This window comes from Brenneria roseae subsp. americana, from assembly GCF_003115815.1.
GTDB classification, from domain to species: Bacteria; Pseudomonadota; Gammaproteobacteria; order Enterobacterales; family Enterobacteriaceae; genus Brenneria; species Brenneria roseae.
The window spans coordinates 1-17243 of sequence record NZ_QDKJ01000012.1 but is presented as its reverse complement, the minus strand read 5'-3'; the positions used below and the strand labels follow the sequence as shown (position 1 = coordinate 17243).

Below are 17243 nucleotides of genomic sequence, written 5' to 3'. Positions count from 1 at the left end.
AAAGCAGAGATGTAGATAAAAACGATGCGCATAAAAAAGGGCATCCGAAGATGCCTTTTGCACAAAAGAAATCACTGATAAAAATCAGCCTTCTTTCGGGCCGCGGTTAGCACGTTTGCGATCGTTTTCGGTTAGATAACGCTTACGAATACGAATCGACTGAGGCGTGACTTCAACCAGTTCATCATCATCGATAAACTCCAGCGCTTGTTCCAGAGACATTTTGATGGCCGGAACCAGTGTCGTGGCTTCATCCGTACCGGAAGCACGCATGTTGGTCAGTTTCTTACCGGTCAGACAGTTTACTGTCAGATCGTTTGAACGTGAGTGAATACCGATAATCTGGCCTTCATACACTTCAGCACCGTGTCCCAGGAACAGTTTGCCGCGATCCTGCAAACTGAACAGGGCGAACGCCACCGCTTTACCCTGACCGTTGGAGATCAGAACGCCATTCTGGCGTTGACCGATTTCACCCGGGCGTACGTCATCGTAATGACTGAAGGTGGAATACAGCAGACCGGTACCCGACGTCATCGTCATGAATTCGGTACGGAAACCGATCAGACCGCGAGCAGGGATCAGGTAATCCAGACGAATACGGCCCTTGCCATCAGGGATCATGTCTTTAACATCACCCTTACGCTCACCCATAGCCTGCATGACCGCGCCCTGGTGCTGTTCTTCGATATCCAGCGTTACGTTCTCGAATGGCTCCTGCAAGCGGCCATCGATTTTGCGATTGATAACTTTAGGACGAGAAACCGCCAGTTCGAAACCTTCACGGCGCATGTTTTCGATCAGAACCGACAGGTGGAGTTCACCACGGCCTGAAACGCGGAATGCGTCAGCGTCTTCGGTTTCTTCAACGCGCAGCGCGACGTTATGCACCAGTTCTTTGTTCAGACGCTCAAGGATCTGACGAGACGTCACATACTTCCCTTCTTTACCGCAGAACGGCGAAGTGTTGACGTTGAAGTACATGGTCACGGTCGGTTCATCAACAGACAGCGCAGGCAAGGCCTCAACCGCGTTCACATCACAGATGGTATCGGAGATGTTCAGCTCGCCCAGACCCGTGATAGCAATAATATCACCCGCTTCAGCCACCGCCGCTTCGATACGTTCCAGCCCCATATGGGTCAGAACCTTACCGACTCTACCGTTACGAGTTTTGCCTTCGCTATCAATGACAGTGACCTGCTGGTTAGGCTTCACACGACCGCGTTTGATACGGCCAATACCGATAACACCCACGTAGTTGTTATAGTCTAACTGGGAGATCTGCATCTGGAACGGCGCTTCAAGCTCTACTTTAGGCGCAGATACGTGGTCAACGATCGCCTGATACAGCGGAGTCATATCTTCCGCCATATCATTATGATCATTACCCGCGATCCCCATTAACGCTGATGCGTAAATGATAGGGAAATCCAGTTGCTCATCCGTCGCATCCAGGTTCACGAACAGGTCGAACACCTGATCGACAACCCAGTCAGGACGCGCCCCGGGACGGTCAACCTTGTTGATCACCACAATCGGTTTCAGACCATTAGCAAATGCTTTCTTGGTCACAAAACGGGTCTGCGGCATCGGACCATCCATTGCGTCAACGACTAACAGCACCGAGTCAACCATCGACATTACACGTTCTACCTCACCGCCGAAGTCGGCGTGTCCAGGGGTATCCACGATGTTAATGCGGTAGTCTTTCCAATTAATGGCGGTATTTTTGGCGAGGATGGTAATTCCACGCTCTTTCTCCAAATCGTTGGAGTCCATTACACGTTCGGTTGCTTCAGTACGTTCTCCGAAAGTTCCGGATTGTTGCAACAACTTATCGACCAGGGTGGTTTTCCCATGGTCAACGTGCGCAATAATGGCGATGTTACGCAAATTTTCGATCACAGCTTTGCCTCAGGCATTTAGAAATAGCGCGCTATTGTACACGTATTAATCGAGGGACTAAACAAGATCACAAGCATCTATGATAAACAACCCAATGCTGCCTGCTTTGTGATCCCTTTCACGGTGCAAAAACGCTACAAGAGTGAACCAAAGCACCAAATTGGTGCGCAAGCTCACCACAAAGCACCATTTTGGTGCTATAACCTATAATGGTGCAGAGGTCTTCACGCGGAAAGCCCCTAAGAGCAACACATTGCACGTATTTAAAAAGTTGGCACACTTTTAGCTTTAGTTTACGCACGGTAACAACATCAATCCACAATGATATTCGTTCCACGACGATAAATAACAATCGGGAGAACCAAGTATGTCCGCAGAACATGTTTTGACGATGCTGAATGAACATGAAGTGAAGTTTGTTGATTTACGCTTCACCGACACCAAAGGTAAAGAACAGCACGTCACCATTCCGGCTCATCAAGTTAACGCTGACTTCTTTGAAGAAGGTAAAATGTTTGATGGTTCCTCGATTGGCGGCTGGAAAGGCATTAACGAATCCGACATGGTCTTGATGCCAGATGCGAGCACTGCCGTTATCGACCCGTTCTTTGAAGAGTCTACTCTGATTATCCGTTGCGACATTCTGGAACCAGGCACCATGCAGGGCTACGATCGCGATCCGCGCTCTATCTCCAAACGTGCTGAAGACTTCCTGCGTTCTTCCGGTATTGCCGATACGGTGCTGTTTGGGCCGGAACCAGAATTCTTCCTGTTTGATGATGTTCGCTTCGGCAGCAACATCTCCGGTTCTCACGTAGCCATTGACGACATCGAAGGTGCGTGGAACTCCGGCACTAAATACGAAGGCGGCAACAAAGGCCACCGTCCGTCAGTAAAAGGCGGTTACTTCCCGGTTCCACCAGTAGATTCTTCACAGGATCTGCGTTCTACCATGTGTCTGACCATGGAAGAAATGGGTCTGGTTGTAGAAGCACACCACCATGAAGTAGCCACCGCTGGTCAGAACGAAGTGGCAACCCGCTTCAATACCATGACCAAAAAAGCAGATGAAATTCAGATTTACAAATACGTCGTACATAACGTTGCTCATGCGTTCGGTAAAACCGCGACCTTCATGCCAAAACCCATATTCGGTGACAACGGTTCCGGTATGCACTGCCATATGTCTTTAGCCAAAAACGGCACCAACCTGTTTGCTGGCGACAAATACGGCGGTCTGTCTGAAACTGCGCTGTTTTACATTGGCGGCATAATCAAACACGCTAAAGCCATCAACGCATTATCCAACCCGACCACCAACTCTTATAAGCGTCTGGTCCCGGGTTACGAAGCGCCAGTAATGCTGGCTTACTCCGCACGTAACCGTTCTGCGTCTATCCGTATTCCGGTTGTCGCAAGCCCGAAAGCACGTCGTATCGAAGTTCGCTTCCCGGATCCGGCGGCTAACCCGTACCTGTGTTTCTCAGCATTGCTGATGGCGGGTCTGGATGGCGTGATCAACAAAATCCATCCTGGCGATGCAATGGACAAAAACCTGTACGATCTGCCGCCAGAAGAAGCGAGTGAAATCCCAACCGTTGCCGGTTCTCTGGAAGAAGCGCTGAACGCACTGGATGCAGACCGCGAGTTCCTGACCCGTGGTGGCGTGTTCACTGACGACGCTATCAATGCTTACATCGAACTGCGCAAAGCAGAAAATGACCGTATTCGCATGACTCCGCATCCGGTTGAGTTTGAACTGTACTACAGCGTGTAATTACTGCGATTAGCCGTACAGTAAAACAGTAGCCCAATCGTGCTGACGGTTAGGCTACTGACAGAATAAATCGTTAGTTTGTTTTTGTGGCGGGCTATTCATGTTCGTCACCCCGGTAGGGACTGTTGCGGTGCGACGGGCTAACGTTACGTTAATAAAAATTTTTCCTGAAAATTTTTTGTTGCCGTGGAAACTTTTCAGCCCATCTCATGATGGGCTTTTTTCTCCACAAACTCTGAAGTTGCAACATCATATCCATCATATACACTACTATGCACCAATATGGTGCGGGAGTCTGCGTTATGGCAACAGGCACGCTGCCCGATGCTGGGCAGATCCTAAATTCTTTAATCAACAGCATCTTATTGCTGGATAGCGATCTGGCGATTCATTATTCCAACCCGGCAGCGCAACAATTATTGGCACAAAGCTCGCGTAAATTATCAGGTACGCCGTTACCTGACTTGCTGGGATATTTTTCTCTGAATATAGATTTGATGCGTGAGAGTCTGGATTCAGGGCAAGGTTTTACGGATAACGAAGTCACCATCGTCGTGGATGGTAAAGCCCATATCATGTCGCTTACCGCGCAACGGGTGCAGGGGGATTTCATTCTGCTGGAAATGGCGCCGATGGATAACCAACGTCGTCTTAGCCAGGAGCAACTCCAGCAGGCTCAGCAACAGGCCGCCCGAGATTTGGTCAGAGGGTTGGCGCACGAGATAAAAAATCCACTGGGTGGATTACGTGGCGCCGCGCAGCTACTCTCCAAAGCCTTACCCGATCCGGCGTTGACCGAATACACCAAAGTGATCATCGAACAGGCGGATCGTCTGCGCAATCTGGTTGACCGTCTGCTTGGCCCTCAGCAGCCCGGCCTGCATGTCACCCAAAGCATCCATCAGGTTGCGGAGCGGGTATGCCAACTCGTTTCTCTGGAAAAACCTGACAACGTGACGCTGGTGAAAGATTACGATCCCAGCCTGCCTGAACTCACACACGACCCAGATCAGATCGAACAGGTGTTACTGAACATCACGCGTAATGCGCTACAAGCATTAGGTAAGGAAGGCGGCACCATCACGTTGCGTACCCGTACAGCATTTCAGCTCACCTTACATGGTGTGCGTTATCGCCTCGCTGCACGCATTGATATTGAAGATGACGGCCCAGGTGTACCGGCTCAGTTACAGGATACGTTGTTTTATCCAATGGTCAGCGGTCGGGAAGGTGGCACAGGTTTGGGATTGTCCATTGCACGCAGCCTTATCGATCAACACTCCGGTAAAATTGAATTTAACAGTTGGCCAGGACACACCGAATTCTCGGTCTACCTGCCCATTCGCCAGTGAGGTTCACAATGCAACGAGGGATAGTCTGGATTGTCGATGACGATAGCTCCATCCGTTGGGTGCTCGAACGTGCGCTCACTGGTGCGGGGTTAACCTGTGCGACGTTTGATAACGGAAACCAGGCTCTGCATGCGTTGGCAACACAAACGCCAGACGTACTGTTGTCCGATATCCGTATGCCGGGAATGGATGGGCTGGCATTATTGCAGCAAATAAAACAACGTCATCCTATGTTACCGGTCATCATTATGACTGCGCATTCCGATCTGGACGCTGCCGTCAGCGCCTATCAGCAAGGCGCATTTGATTACCTTCCAAAACCTTTTGATATCGACGAAGCGGTCGCGCTGGTCGAACGTGCCATCAGTCACTATCTGGAACAGCAGCAGCCCGTTCGTAGTCAACCGATCAACGGCCCGACAACAGATATTATCGGTGAAGCGCCTGCAATGCAGGATGTGTTTCGGATCATTGGCCGTCTGTCACGTTCTTCCATCAGCGTGCTGATTAACGGGGAATCCGGTACCGGTAAAGAACTTGTAGCCCATGCTCTGCACCGCCATAGCCCGCGGGCCAAGGCACCTTTTATCGCCCTGAACATGGCGGCAATTCCAAAGGATTTGATCGAATCAGAATTGTTTGGCCATGAGAAAGGCGCATTTACCGGCGCCAATCAAATTCGTCAGGGACGCTTCGAGCAAGCCGATGGCGGTACGCTGTTTCTGGATGAAATCGGCGATATGCCGCTTGATGTCCAGACTCGTTTATTGCGCGTATTGGCTGACGGTCAGTTTTATCGGGTTGGTGGCTACGCCGCGGTTAAAGTGGATGTGCGAATTATTGCGGCTACGCACCAAAACCTTGAACTGCGGGTACAGGAAGGAAAGTTTCGTGAAGACCTCTTTCACCGTCTGAATGTTATTCGTGTTCACCTGCCGCCGCTGCGTGAACGCCGTGAGGATATTCCTCGCCTGGCGCGCTACTTTTTGCAGGCAACGGCCAAAGAACTGGGCGTGGAACCGAAAAATCTGCATCCGGAAACAGAAACGGCACTCACCCGCCTGCCCTGGCCTGGCAACGTGCGGCAACTGGAAAACACCTGTCGCTGGTTAACGGTCATGGCGGCTGGTCAGGAAGTGCTGATTCAGGATTTGCCACCAGAGTTATTTGAAACCACCGCTCCCGATTCCACCGTACATATGTTGCCTGACAGTTGGGCAACCTTATTGGCACAGTGGGCAGATCGGGCATTACGTTCCGGTCATCAAAATCTGTTGGCAGAAGCGCAACCCGAAATGGAAAGAACCTTGCTCACCACCGCGCTGCGGCATACACAGGGACACAAGCAGGAAGCGGCCCGCTTATTGGGATGGGGAAGAAATACCCTTACGCGCAAGCTGAAAGAACTGGGAATGGAGTAATCAAGGCTTGCACATCTATTTTGTGCAAGCACTTTTCACCGTAGCGCAAGGATAGCGGTATCGCCTCTAAACCGTCAGGCGGCCCCCAAAACAAGCCGCCGTGGGTGATCCAGAAACACACTCGTGCTACTTCGGAAAGCAGCTGGTGACAAGCGGTGAAAATTAGCGTGAAAAATACAATCTGGCGCACGAAATTGTCATAAATTTGTTCTTTACTTGCCGTTGGCCAGCAGTATGATCGTGTCGCTGATTCGGGAGGAGTAACATGCTGGATTCATTAATTTCCATAGTGACACACAGTGCTGAAATAAGCTCTGCTGCGAGCCATTCACCGCAAACAGCGATTGCCGCTGTCCTGTGCGCCGCTTTGATCAACTTCTTTAGTTAATACACCGCCATCTCAATGCCGGTGTTCTCACTAAAGAGGTATCACTATTAAAAAAACAGCCGCGTAACGTGGCTGTTTTTTATTAGATCACCCGAGAAAATTGCTGCGTCCGTATTTTATCCCGCAGATAATTATCGAAACACATGCAGATATTACGGATCAACAGACGCCCTTTCGGCGTAACCGCAATCCCGGCTTCCTGCATATCCACCAGCCCATCAGCCGCTAATGGCGCCAACTGCTGCAAATCCTGCGCAAAATAGGACTGAAAATCGATACCGTAATCCGCTTCAATTGCCTGATAGTTTAGCTGGAAATTACAAATCAGCGTCTTGATGACATCACGCCGGATGCAATCATCCTGCGTCAGTTGCAATCCACGCCACAACGCATTCCCAGAATCCCTGACCTGAGCATAATAGCGTTTCAGCTCCTTCTGGTTTTGGGCATAACTATCACCGATCATACTAATCGCCGATACCCCCATGCCCAGCAAATCGCTATCTCCCTGGGTTGTGTAGCCCTGGAAATTACGATGCAGCTTTCCCGCCCGCTGCGCCACCGCCAGTTCATCATCTGGACGTGCAAAGTGATCCATACCAATAAACTGGTAACCTGATTGCGTCAGGGTGCTGATTGTCTGCTGCAAAATCTCCATCTTCTGTTCTGCATCCGGCAAATCAGCCTCTTTGATTTTCCGCTGAGCCGCAAACAAGCTGGGTAAATGCGCATAGTTAAACACACTGAGCCGGTGTGGGTTCAGTTCAGCGACACGCTGTAGCGTAAATGCAAAACTTTCAGGGGTCTGCTTTGGCAAGCCATAAATCAGGTCAATATTGGTTGACGTAAAACCCAGAGATTTCGCTCGCGCGATCAATGCAAAAATGAAATCTTCATCCTGTTCACGATTGACCAGATTCTGTACTTCTTTATTAAAATCCTGTACCCCCATGCTCAGGCGATTAAATCCTTCGGCACGCAGGTGATCGAGAACATCCAGCTCAATTTCACGAGGATCAACTTCCAGCGACAGCTCGGCCTGAGCTGAAAAGGAATATTGCTCACGCAGCAGCCGCATCAAGCGACTAATTTGCGATTTATTCAAATAGGTCGGCGTACCGCCTCCCCAATGCATTTGCGTCACCGTTCGTCCGGCAAACAACGGGGCCCGCTGGCGGATTTCCTGCTCCAGCACATCAAGGTATTCATCCGCTTTATGCTGCTGGCGCGTGACCAGCTTATTACAGCCGCAGAAATAGCACAGACGGTGGCAAAATGGGATATGGACATATAGCGAGAGCGCTCGCTGTGGATAACGCGCAATAGCCTGCCGAAAAGCAGGCTCATCGAACTGTTCACTGAACTCCAGCGCGGTGGGATAAGACGTATAACGGGGCCCGGAATAGTTATATTTTTGAATCAGGGCTAAATCCCAATCAACTGACTGCACGGACATGCTGCTCACTCCTTCCTGTCTTTGTTATTGGCCAAATCCTTGCCCTCCCTCTACGGGGTCGCCGGAGACTTACCTTTTTACGGATCGTTTAAAAACGCTCCCGGCGTTTTTTTATTCGTCTCATCCATGAGACTCACCCTAAGGGCCGCCATAAATGGCGTTTAAAAACGTTCCCGGCGTTTTTTTCTTGGGCGTATCAATGACGATCGGCCATTCATAACTGCACGATGTAATCGGTTTTTCCGTTTCGACAGGAGCCAGAGTTTACCTAACAGGCAAAACAGATAAAACGTAACCAGCAATACCAGTAACAGAAACAGCAATTTCATCGATTAGAATGCATCTTTCGGGTTATTGCGCTTCAGAAGTTGCAGCATATCTTCCGGTTGCTCTTCTTCGTCATCCCCCAGTTCGATACCAAGTTGTTCCATCAACATATCAATACGATCCAGCGTTTCATCAACCCAGGATTGCTCTTTGGCACTCAGCGTTTCTCCGTTATCCAGACGATCCAGCAGCGCGTCCAAACGAGTATCGTTTTCCAGCATCGCCAGTTCTTCTTCGGGCGACATGGCGGCAGGTGTTACCGTTTCTTTGGCTGCCCGGGCGACAGATTTGGATTTCGCAGATACGGTTTCCTGAATCCCCAACGGAATCGGTTTTTTACTGCCGATGCGTGGATCGGCAGCGTTACGCTGTCCGGCAGTTCCATTTGACGATCCTTTTTCCTGAGCACGACTTCCCGCCGCATGACCACGGTGTTTTTTCTGACGTTTCCTGTCACGTGCTTCCCGATCCAGCTCTTCGCGGGTTTTTCTTTTGATTTTGGGTTTGGCGGACCCTTTAATTGATTGGCTCATAATGTTGTTCTCAGGTACACAGGTGAAGGTAATTGCGGCGGAATCTAGCAGAAAGCCCGACAATAAAAAAGTACTCACATAGACTGATGATGGTTTTCATTATTTCAGACTTGAATATAGGCTATACCCATTGCCTTTCAAGGTGCAAGGAAGCCGCCCATCGAATGTCTCTCTCGTCACATCGCTAACCGCGACGACCGGATACGCGAGGCAATCCAGTACCTCAGGAACCAGATTTCGGAACAGATAAAACCGCCTTTATTGTCAGTTACAGGTATAATCCCCAACCTGACTCGATCCAGACAGAGATAATCATTGTGACCCAGCAATATAACTACCACATGACGCATTTTGTCATCAGCGCCCCGGATATTCGCCACCTGGCAACAGATAGCGGTATTGAAGTTGCCTTTGCTGGGCGCTCTAACGCCGGAAAATCCAGCGCGCTGAACACGCTGACCAATCAAAAAAACCTGGCGCGTACCAGTAAAACACCGGGAAGAACACAGCTCATCAACCTGTTTGAAGTTGTGGAAGGCGTTCGTTTGGTGGACTTACCCGGTTACGGTTATGCCGACGTGCCGGAAGCCATGAAACTCAAGTGGCAACGTTCGCTGGGTGAATATCTTCAGAAACGTAATAGCCTGAAAGGCCTGGTGATACTGATGGATATCCGCCACCCGTTGAAAGATCTCGATCAACAAATGCTGCTGTGGGCCGTTGATGCACAGCTTCCCGTTCTGGTTCTGCTGACCAAAGCGGATAAATTGGCATCTGGCGCACGTAAAGCTCAACTTAATATGGTACGTGAAGCGGTATTGCCATTTATGGGTGATATTCAGGTGGAAGCCTTTTCTTCATTGAAGAAACTGGGCGTTGAGAAATTACGTCAGAAGCTTGATAGCTGGTTCAGCTCGTTGCCATCTATCGATGAGGAAGAAGAACAGAAAAGCGAGTAATTCCTGTTTCCTGCCAATCCTGAACTGCCCCAATAAAAAATTTCCGGGAAATATTTTCAACACCGCTTATGACGGGCTGGACGTCCGTCATAAAAAACGCGGGGGAGCGTTGTTAAACGCCGCTTGCGGCGGGCCATAGGGGTGAGCCTCAGGAATAAGACAAATAAAAAACGCCCCAGTCAAAAAATGACCGGGGCGGCTAATATTCAGCCAAATCCGATTACGTGAAGTAAAAGGTCTGAAAGATAGAACATCTTACCTCTGTACCCTACGTCTTTAACTCTACCCTATTTTTTCGTCGGAACAAAGGTTTTTTTGTTGTTTACTTTCATAAAAATTGGCGACCAACTACACAAAGTCAAACCAGGTCACACTATCCTGTTATTTTATTACAGAAATATATGACCCAACATGGCTTAATGGGCTTCATCCCAGTTCATACCGGTTCCAATATCAACTCGCAACGGTACATTAAGCTGCATGCATCCTTCCATTAACTCCCTGATTTTGTTTTTAGATGCTTCCAAAACGGAATCATGGATCTCAAAAACCAATTCATCGTGAACCTGCATGATCATATTCACGAGCGGTTTCTCTTGTTGTAACCAATCGTCAATCGCGATCATCGCTTTCTTGATAATATCGGCCGCAGTCCCCTGCATCGGCGCATTGATGGCCGCTCTCTCTGCCGCTTTACGGGCTATTGCATTACGCGAATTAATGTCAGGCAGATAAAGACGACGACCATCCAAGGTAGAAACATAGCCCTGCTCGGTGGCCTGCTGGCGGGTACGATCCATATATTCCAGAACACCAGGGTAACGTTCGAAATACAGATTCATGTATTTCTGCGATTCATAACGAGGAATATTCAACTGGCGCGACAGCCCAAACGCACTCATACCGTATATCAAGCCAAAGTTAATGGCTTTTGCACTGCGACGCTGTTCAGATGTTATCTTATCCAGCGCAATGCCAAATACTTCCGAAGCGGTAGCACGATGAATATCCAGCCCATCAGAGAACGCTTTCAATAGACCCTTATCGCCGGAAAGATGCGCCATAATACGAAGCTCAATCTGCGAATAGTCCGCGGCAACAATGCTGTATCCCTTCGGTGCAATAAAAGCCTGGCGAATACGCCGCCCTTCTTCATTACGCACCGGAATGTTTTGCAAGTTGGGATCGCTGGAAGACAGGCGACCGGTAGCCGTCACCGCCTGATGATAAGAAGTATGCACACGCTTGGTTGCCGGGTTAATCATCAACGGCAGCTTGTCGGTGTAGGTAGACTTCAGTTTCGCCAGTCCGCGATACTCAAGAATCAATTTTGGCAGAGGATAATCCAATGCCAGCTCAGCCAGCACTTCTTCGTTGGTAGAAGGCGCGCCTTTCGGCGTTTTTTTCAGGATCGGCAGCTTTTGCTTTTCGTACAAAATGCCTTGCAACTGCTTTGTCGATGACAGGTTAAACTCTTCACCCGCCAATTCGTAAGCCTGGGTTTCCAATTCGGCCAGACGAACTGTCAGCTCTTTAGAGTGTTCGGACAGAATGCCAGGATCAATCAGCACGCCAGTTCGTTCCATTCGGGATAGCACGGGCACCAACGGCATATCGATGGTCTGAAACACCTGACGAAGTTCAGCATGTTGCTGTAATTGCCCCCACAGTTTCTGGTGCAAATGTAATGTGACATCCGCATCCTCCGCCGCATAAGGCCCCGCTTGTTCCAGTGCGATTTGATTAAATGTCAGTTGGTTCTTGCCTTTGCCGGCAATCTCTTCAAAGGTAATTGTTTTATGACTCAGATGGCGTTCAGCGAGGCTATCCATATCGTGACGCCCGGCAACGCTATCCAGAACATAAGATTCGAGCATGGTATCAAACGCGATCCCTCGCAACTCGATGTCATAACGTTTCATCACGCCTTTATCGAATTTAAGGTTCTGACCAACTTTTAAGCTTTTTTCATCTTCCAACAGCGGCTTAAGCAAGGCCAATACCCGATCGCGATCCAGCTGCTCCGGCGCATCCAGATAATCATGAGCTAATGGAAGATAAGCCGCTTCCCCTGGTTTTACCGAAAATGAAAGCCCAATGAGGTTGGCGGTTAATGTATCCAACCCATCGGTTTCGGTATCAAAAGCAAAAACGTCGGCATTTTTTAAACGTTCAATCCATTCCAGCAGCGTATTTTCATCCAGAATGGTGACATAGCCATCAGCAGAAAGTACCGGCTCTGTTTCAGGCTTATCAATATGTTTCTCAGCCGCTTTGATCGCTTTCGGCGCAGGTGAGTGGCTCTTTTTACCCTGCAACCATGTGCCGGATTCAATATCCGCTAACCAACGCTTGAATTCATAATGGGAAAATAAACGATGCAGTTCATCAACATCCGGTTCGTTGACCGTTAACTGCCCGCAGCTCAGGTCAAGCTCAACATCTGTTTTAATGGTGGCAAGCTGATAGGAAAGGTACGCAATTTCTTTATTTTGCTCGAGCTTAGGCGCCATGGTTTTAGCACCGCGGAATGAAAGCCCGGCGATCTTATCCAGATTGGCATACAACATATCCAGACCGCCGCCGATGCCCTGTAATAACGCTTGCGCCGTCTTCTCTCCAATACCGGGGACACCAGGAATGTTATCGGATGAATCACCCATTAACGCCAGGAAATCGATAATCAACGCCGGTGGAATACCATATTTCTCACACACCTCCTGCGGGCCCAGGATGGTGTTGTTCATGGTGTTGATGAGCGTTATGTTCGGCGTAACCAACTGCGCCATATCTTTATCGCCAGTACTAATCAATACTGGCGTTCCGGCTTTTTCAGCCTGCAAAGCCAGCGTACCAATCACATCGTCAGCTTCCACACCGGAAACCGCAAGCAATGGCAATCCCATGGCCTTCACCATCTGGTGCAAAGGTTCAATCTGTTCGCGCAAATCATCCGGCATTGGTGGACGATGTGCCTTGTAGTTCTCGAACAACTCATCACGGAACGTTTTACCTTTGGCATCAAACACCACCGCGACATGACTGGGGCGATATTGCAGCAGCAAGCTGCGCAGCATGTTTAATACGCCATACATCGCACCGGTTGGTTCTCCTGCGCTATTGGTTAACGGAGGAAACGCATGATAAGCACGGTACAAATAAGATGAGCCGTCTACCAGAATGAATGGGTTTTCTGCAATCTGAGCCATAGCCTGCTGTAATCTTTGTTATCTGTCATGACGCTAAGCATGCCATAGCTGAAGGAAAGAGACGATCCTTAACGTGAGGTATTCATCATTTTTGCATGCATCATCGCAAGATCTTCCTGTGGATAAGTTTGTGAATAGAATTGAAAAGTTAATTATCCATAGATCCACTGGAAAAATTGATTCTATTTATATCCATATTATTCATGCAGTTAAAATAATTTTGATTATTAGCAAGGATCGGTAAAAGATAATCCATTTTGTGGATATAAATTAATCGATAACATATTGATGAAATCACAATGTATTTGTTTGAGAGATGAAAAAGACGAGGCCTAAAGAATAAAACCACGCTGATTCATCAGCGTGGTTTATTTACCGTTTATTTCTTGTCGATAAGAAATTTTACAACATCAGCATACTGTTTTACGTAGGCATCCATTGAGCTGGTATCCAAACCATCATTCTTAATCATGTATTTGCCATTAACAAACGTAGCTGGAACGCCACGTAATTGTAAATCTGCCGCGGCTTTTTCCTGTTGAGCAACCAGGGATTTCACAACAAAGCTATTTAATGCACCGTCAAATTCTTCCGCACTAACACCCGCGCTGATAAAAACGTTACGAATATCGTCAGGATTTTGTACAGTCTGCGTTTTCTGAACCGCATCAAACATCAAGGGACTGACTTTTTCTTCCACGCCCAATGCCATGGCCACAGCCCAGGCTTGAGTCAGATTTTTACCCAATGGACCTAAAAAATCCACATGATAGCGGGTTATTTTTGTCCCGGCCGGCAGCGCTTTTTTTACTGCTTCAGGTATATGATAAACCTGCTCAAATTGATAACAATGCGGGCAATAAAATGAGAAGAATTCAAGAACCTGAGGTTCCTGAGTTGCCGATTTATCCAATTCGACAAATTGTTTACCATTGGAGAATTCAGCCGCCGAAACACTAAATGACAGAACGACACCAATCAGCGCAAGCCATAAATTTTTCATAAAATACACTCTCTCCATTTAATTTCAGTACATTGGCATTAGCTGCAAAGGAGGCTCCTGTAACAGCTTAACCTGTTCGGTAAATATTGATATCTGCTTAAGCCAAAAATCGGCATCAGTCATCCAGGGGAAATTTCGAGGAAAAGCGGGATCTTTCCAACGGCGAGCAACCCAGGCCAGATAATAGATCTGCCTCATCGCGCGTAAAGGTTCGATTAATGCCAACTGATCATCCTGAAATTCAGCAAATTCACTGTAAGCCTCCAACAGAATATCCAGCTGTATGCGTTGTTCATGGCGCTCTCCATGCAGCAACATCCATAAATCCTGTATTGCCGGACCATTACGTGCATCATCCAGATCCACAAATAGCGGGCCGTCACGCCACAAAATATTGCCCGGATGACAATCACCATGCAAACGCAGAGAATGCCAATCAGTACGCCAATAAACCGCGATAGTATCAATCAGCTTTCTGGTTGCCTGTAAAAAAGCATTTCGATGTGTTTTCGGTATTAACGGGCAGCGTTCCAATAGTTGATACGGCTCATGCAAATACTCATTCAAGCCGATAGTTGGCCGCTCTGAAAAAGAAGATTTACTGCCCGTCTGATGAATTCTGCCTAAGAATCGACCAACCCATTCCAGCTGTTCTTCATTATCCATTTCATATTGCCGTCCGCCGACACTAGGAAAAACGGCAAAATAAAATCCTTCATAACGATGCAGAGTACGACCATTCAGCATTAACGGCGCGACAATAGGGACTTCATCTTCAGCGAATTCGCTGGCAAACGTATGTTCTTCGAGAATTTGCGCTTCTGTCCACCGCTCCGGGCGGTAAAACTTCACCACAAATCGCTTCCGTTCTTCATCAGTAAACTGATATACCCGGTTTTCATAGCTGTTTAAAGCGGTCAAACCTGAATCTACACGCAATCCGGTATCCAGCAATGCATCCATGATTAATTCAGGGAACAACGTCTGAAAATTAAAAACTGAGCTGTTCATAACAACCACTGTCAGTATGTAAGATAAAGATGCGCACTTATCGGCACCAGGAGCACGTTACTTTTTGACCTTATTAATCTTTAATAACGCCACGCGCACGAAGTAATGCGGTTTTGAAATCTTCTTCATAATCTTTTTTCAAACCAGGAATCACCTGTGCTTTATCTGAGTCGCGCATTTTCAGATGGTAAATAAGGATATCATCAGTCAGTTCACTAAACTGCCCTTCGAACCCCGCCTCCTGTGCAAGTTTTTGTAAAAATTGGACAAGATTTAAATCAGGCTCTTTTTGCCAGGCTGGGTGTAACAGTTCGACCAGTTCATTAACGCGATGACATTTCATTTTTTTATCCTCAAAAAGTAAATACTATGACAAAAATAACAGTCTTGGCTGTATGTGGAAAGAACTTGGTCTTCAGTAAAAGTTTTCAGAAAATGACATATGACTCAGGTAACAGGGGTAAAAAATGATCACGGGCGTCATTCTGGCGGGTGGGCAGTCAACGCGAATGGGTGGTAACGACAAAGGACTGGTGGAACTTCGTGGCATACCGTTATACCAGCATGTTCTCAGCCGCCTGAAAAATCAGGTTGATGACATCATCATTAGCGCCAATCGTAATCTATCCGCTTACCAACAAAGTGGATATCGGGTCGTTAGCGACATTGAGAAAGGCTTTGCCGGCCCATTGGCTGGTATCCTTACCGGCATGCAGGCGTCGGCATCAGAGTGGATTGTTTTTGTTCCCTGTGATGTTCCAGGGCTCCCGCTGGATCTTGTCCATCGGCTATGGAAAGAGAAAGAGGGGAACAATGCGGTCTATGTAACCGATGGGCGTCGAGATCATCCAACACTATTGTTAATCAACCGATGTCTTATCGAGCCCTTAAAAACCTATCTTCATAATGGAGATCGTAAATTAATGCTTTTTATCGAACAGATAGGCGCCAAAGCGGTTTCATTTGCCGATCAGCCAAACGCATTCCTTAACCTGAACTCACCGGAAGACTTATCCAATTGGCAGAGACAGCAAAATGAATGTTAATCATCCCCCTCTGCTTGCTATCACAGCCTATAGCGGTACGGGAAAAACAACGCTACTTAAACGAGTTATCCCGCTTTTGGTAAAAAAGGGCATCAGGGTGGGCCTAATCAAGCATACACACCATCAAATGGATATTGATACCCCTGGTAAAGACAGCTATGAGTTACGCAAGGTAGGAGCCGCACAGACCATCGTGGCAAGTAACCAGCGATGGGCGTTGATGACAGAAACGCCAAAGCAGGAAGATCCTGATTTATATGAATTAGCCAGCAAAATGGATTCTTCTGCTGTTGATCTGGTCTTGGTCGAAGGATTCAAACATGAAAAGATCGCCAAGATCGTTTTATTTCGTCAGTCTTTAGGTCGAGAGCTTGCTAATTTGTTTGACGAACATGTGATTGCTATTGCTTCAGACACAAAAATAGCAACCGCCATGCTTCCACAATTAGACCTTAATCAACCCCAAGAAGTCGCTCTGTTTATCTCCCGGTGGTTATCTAGGCAAAAATAGGAAAGGTGGTTTTACCAAACTAGTGCGAGAGTCTATTAAAAACAAAAGGCCCAGTCTTTCGACTGAGCCTTTCGCTTAATTTGATGCCTGGCAGTTCCCTACTCTCACATGGGGAGACCCCACACTCCCATCGGCGCTACGGCGTTTCACTGCTGAGTTCGGCATGGGGTCAGGTGGGACCACCGCGCTATCGCCGCCAGGCAAATTCTGTTTCATCCCGACCGTCGCAGTCTTCTCCGCAACCATCAGAACCAATCTTCGAACAAGCTGAACTTGAGTAAGTCTTTCTCTCTAAAACACCTTCGGTGTTGTAAGGTTAAGCCTCCCGGGTCATTAGTACTG

Annotated in this window: 15 protein-coding genes and 1 rRNA gene; 7 read left to right on the top strand and 9 right to left on the bottom strand. The window is 48.0% G+C overall.

Annotated features, from left to right (window positions below):
- Positions 1-84 precede the first annotated feature (84 nt).
- On the bottom strand, positions 85-1908 hold the full coding sequence (gene typA / locus B4923_RS14975) for a ribosome-dependent GTPase TypA (protein WP_109055176.1): 1824 nt from the start codon (positions 1906-1908) through the stop codon (positions 85-87).
- Positions 1909-2275: 367 nt separating this feature from the next.
- Between typA and glnA the strand changes: the two genes are divergently transcribed.
- The 4 genes from glnA (at position 2276) to B4923_RS20795 (ending at position 6846) form a co-directional block, all read left to right on the top strand.
- Positions 2276-3685 (top strand): glutamate--ammonia ligase, encoded by a 1410-nt coding sequence (glnA, locus tag B4923_RS14970; protein WP_109055175.1) that lies wholly within the window; start codon positions 2276-2278, stop codon positions 3683-3685.
- 302 nt (positions 3686-3987) lie between these two features.
- Entirely contained in the window at positions 3988-5037 is a 1050-nt protein-coding gene (gene glnL / locus B4923_RS14965) for a nitrogen regulation protein NR(II) (RefSeq protein WP_109055174.1), read from the top strand.
- 8 nt (positions 5038-5045) lie between these two features.
- Positions 5046-6458: a nitrogen regulation protein NR(I) gene (gene glnG / locus B4923_RS14960; protein WP_109055173.1), complete on the top strand. Its 1413-nt coding sequence runs from the start codon at positions 5046-5048 to the stop codon at positions 6456-6458.
- Between the two features lie 265 nt (positions 6459-6723).
- Positions 6724-6846, top strand: a complete 123-nt coding sequence (locus tag B4923_RS20795) for a YshB family small membrane protein (RefSeq protein WP_136157249.1) — start codon at positions 6724-6726, stop codon at positions 6844-6846.
- A gap of 82 nt (positions 6847-6928) precedes the next feature.
- Here the strand turns inward: B4923_RS20795 and hemN are convergent, their stop codons facing one another.
- Together hemN and yihI are read right to left on the bottom strand one after the other, a co-directional pair.
- Entirely contained in the window at positions 6929-8302 is a 1374-nt protein-coding gene (gene hemN, locus B4923_RS14955; protein ID WP_109055172.1) for an oxygen-independent coproporphyrinogen III oxidase, read from the bottom strand.
- A gap of 332 nt (positions 8303-8634) precedes the next feature.
- Complete coding sequence (yihI, locus tag B4923_RS14950; protein ID WP_109055171.1) at positions 8635-9162, bottom strand: Der GTPase-activating protein YihI; 528 nt, start codon at positions 9160-9162, stop codon at positions 8635-8637.
- 341 nt (positions 9163-9503) lie between these two features.
- Between yihI and yihA the strand changes: the two genes are divergently transcribed.
- Complete coding sequence (gene yihA, locus B4923_RS14945) at positions 9504-10121, top strand: ribosome biogenesis GTP-binding protein YihA/YsxC (protein WP_245929611.1); 618 nt, start codon at positions 9504-9506, stop codon at positions 10119-10121.
- A gap of 206 nt (positions 10122-10327) precedes the next feature.
- On the opposite strand, the gene spfP is transcribed toward yihA, so the two are convergent.
- From spfP to B4923_RS14925, 5 genes are all read right to left on the bottom strand, one after another.
- Entirely contained in the window at positions 10328-10375 is a 48-nt protein-coding gene (spfP, locus tag B4923_RS21405; RefSeq protein WP_071892919.1) for a small protein SpfP, read from the bottom strand.
- 162 nt (positions 10376-10537) lie between these two features.
- Entirely contained in the window at positions 10538-13330 is a 2793-nt protein-coding gene (gene polA / locus B4923_RS14940; protein ID WP_109055169.1) for a DNA polymerase I, read from the bottom strand.
- 379 nt (positions 13331-13709) lie between these two features.
- Positions 13710-14333: a thiol:disulfide interchange protein DsbA gene (gene dsbA, locus B4923_RS14935; protein WP_109055168.1), complete on the bottom strand. Its 624-nt coding sequence runs from the start codon at positions 14331-14333 to the stop codon at positions 13710-13712.
- A 24-nt stretch (positions 14334-14357) separates the two neighbouring features.
- Entirely contained in the window at positions 14358-15344 is a 987-nt protein-coding gene (locus tag B4923_RS14930; RefSeq protein WP_109055167.1) for a serine/threonine protein kinase, read from the bottom strand.
- 73 nt (positions 15345-15417) lie between these two features.
- Positions 15418-15687: a YihD family protein gene (locus tag B4923_RS14925; protein WP_109055166.1), complete on the bottom strand. Its 270-nt coding sequence runs from the start codon at positions 15685-15687 to the stop codon at positions 15418-15420.
- A 124-nt stretch (positions 15688-15811) separates the two neighbouring features.
- Here B4923_RS14925 and mobA point away from each other — a divergent pair, with 124 nt between their 5' ends.
- Complete coding sequence (mobA, locus tag B4923_RS14920) at positions 15812-16390, top strand: molybdenum cofactor guanylyltransferase MobA (RefSeq protein ID WP_109055165.1); 579 nt, start codon at positions 15812-15814, stop codon at positions 16388-16390.
- Positions 16380-16901 (top strand): molybdopterin-guanine dinucleotide biosynthesis protein MobB, encoded by a 522-nt coding sequence (gene mobB, locus B4923_RS14915; RefSeq protein ID WP_109055164.1) that lies wholly within the window; start codon positions 16380-16382, stop codon positions 16899-16901. The genes mobA and mobB overlap by 11 nt, the downstream gene beginning before the upstream one ends.
- 85 nt (positions 16902-16986) lie before the next feature.
- Here the strand turns inward: mobB and rrf are convergent.
- Positions 16987-17102: ribosomal RNA gene (rrf, locus tag B4923_RS14910) — 5S ribosomal RNA — on the bottom strand.
- Positions 17103-17243 lie beyond the last annotated feature (141 nt).